At 72.7% G+C, this 2,041-nt stretch carries 2 protein-coding genes; both read right to left on the bottom strand.

Annotation, left to right across the window (positions count from 1 at the left end):
- Positions 1 to 111: 111 nt before the first annotated feature.
- On the bottom strand, positions 112 to 861 hold the full coding sequence (locus tag ABD317_RS36285) for a GH12 family glycosyl hydrolase domain-containing protein (RefSeq protein ID WP_344296216.1): 750 nt from the start codon (positions 859 to 861) through the stop codon (positions 112 to 114).
- Between the two features lie 189 nt (positions 862 to 1,050).
- Positions 1,051 to 2,041 (bottom strand): arabinan endo-1,5-alpha-L-arabinosidase (locus ABD317_RS36280; RefSeq protein ID WP_344296214.1); only part of this gene is annotated, 991 nt, incomplete at its 5' end.

Raw genomic sequence — 2,041 nt, 5'->3', positions numbered from 1 at the left:
GTATCCGTACCGATTTCACCCCTGCGGGGGACGCCGCACCCGCCCACCGGCCCGGGGGCGGGCCCGGGGGGGGGGGGGGGGGGGGAGTCCGCCGCCGCGGCGCCGTGGGGGTCAGCCGGAGGTGACCTCGAAGTCGTTCGTGGTGAACTCCAGCCCGCCGGCCGCCGAGGTGATCTCGTAGCCGAACTGGACGTCGCCGACGGTCACGTCGCCCCACCAGCCCTCGTCGCTCAGCCAGCGGAGCACGGCCAGGAGGTCCACCTCGCCGGCGGTCGAGTCGCCGTGCCGGAGGAAGGAGAAGACCTCGTTGCTGCCGTTGCTCCCGCTGTAGACGTCCCAGGTGTGGCCGCCGAGCGCGACGGTGGTCCGGAACTGCCCGAGCGGTCCCACGGGGCCGGTCCAGTTCATCCAGAGCATGACCTCGTAGTCGTAGTCGACGTCCCACACGTCGTACGTGGTGTTGTACGCGCCGCCGCCCGGCACGGTGACGTCGTACGAGCTGCTGAGGTGGTCGATCCGGCTGACCGGCTCGTTCACGATCCACTTGGCGTTGGGGTACGACTTGATGCCGCCGGTGTCCGGGTGGTCGGCGTCGACGGTCCAGTTGTGGGCCGACTCCGCGGAGATGCACTGGCTGCCGGCGCCGGAGCCCCAGATGTTGTTGTAGAGGATGTAGCCGTCGGGCGACTGCCAGTTGCCCCACTGGTCGCAGGACTGCCAGGCCTGCGCCATCGCGGCCTGGGCGGGCACCGCCAGGTGGCCGAGGACCCCGAGCGCCGCCAGCAGCGGGGCGGCGATCAGGGTGCGTACGGCTCTGCTCAGGCGGCGGTGTCCGGTGGGGGTGCGCTTGCTGCGGCTCATCGCGCCACGCTCCTTGCGTCGTGTGGTGGGGGGTGCGCACAGGAGGGGTTGTGTTCCCCGTGTGCACGAGGACAGTGGCCGCGGGGCCGTCGAATGGTTGCCGTCGAATCGCCCCGGGTCCGGGTCCGGGGACCGGCCCCGGGGACCGGCCCCGGGGACCGGCCCCGGGGTCCCGTCCCGGTTCCGGGCTCAGTGGGCGTACGGCCAGCCGTCTCCGTCCCAGCCGAGCCAGTTGATGCCCAGCAGGGCCGCGCCGTTGTCGGCGTAGTAGTGGTAGACGAGGATGTCGTGGTCGGTGTCGGCGAAGACGTCCTGGTGGCCGGGGCCGTGGATGTGGTCGTGGCCGGCCATGATCTCGGTGCCGCCGCCGGCGGTCATCGCGGTGCCGTTGCGGTCGCGGTAGGGGCCGGCGATGTCGGTGGACCGGCCGACCATGACCCGGTAGGTGCTGTCGGCCCCCTGGCAGCACCGGTCGAAGGAGACGAAGAGGTAGTAGTAGCCGCCCCGCCGGAAGATCGTGGGCGCCTCGATGGCGCCGCCGCCGCGGCCGGCGATCGCGACCATGCTGTTGTCGAGCCGCCTGCCGGTCGCCGGGTCGATCCGGATGAGCTTGATGCCGGACCAGAACGAGCCGAAGGCCAGCCACCAGCGGCCCTCGGCGTCCACGGCGAGGTGCGGGTCGATGGCGTTGTAGTCGTCCGAGCCGCCGGACTCGATGACCAGGCCCTGGTGCGTCCAGCTGCCCGACTCGCCGCTGGAGCTGGTGGCCAGGAAGATCGCCGAGTGGTTGGAGCCGAAGGTGGAGGCCGAGTAGTACAGGTGGTACTGCCCGTTGTGGTGGCTCAGGTGCGGCGCCCACAGGTTGCGTGAGCCTCCGGTGTACTGGCTGGTCCACGGCGCGCCGCCGGGGAAGGCGCTGCCGGCGTTGCGGAAGTCTGTGCGGTCGGCGGACGTCTTCAGGGCGACGTTGTTGCCGGTGTGGGCGACGAGGTAGCCGCCGGAGGGCCGCTTGACGAACGACGGGTCGTGCACGCCGGTGTCCCCGGTCACGACGCCCGGGAAGGGGTACGCGGCCGGGGCGGCGCCGGCCGCCGTGGGGCGCAGCCCGGACGCGCCGATCACGGAGGCGCCCGCCAGGGCGCCGGTCGCCAGCGCGCCGGGCAGCAGCCGGCGCCGGGAC

This window comes from Streptomyces synnematoformans (assembly GCF_039531005.1).
GTDB lineage: Bacteria > Actinomycetota > Actinomycetes > Streptomycetales > Streptomycetaceae > Streptomyces > Streptomyces synnematoformans.
Note: the sequence above shows the minus strand (reverse complement) of the source record. Positions and strands in the feature narration are given on the sequence as shown.

What these genes read in the sequence shown, in the direction of transcription:
- ABD317_RS36285 (WP_344296216.1), bottom strand. Translation starts at nt 861, where the DNA reads ATGAGCCGCAGCAAGCGCACCCCCACCGGACACCGCCGCCTGAGCAGA.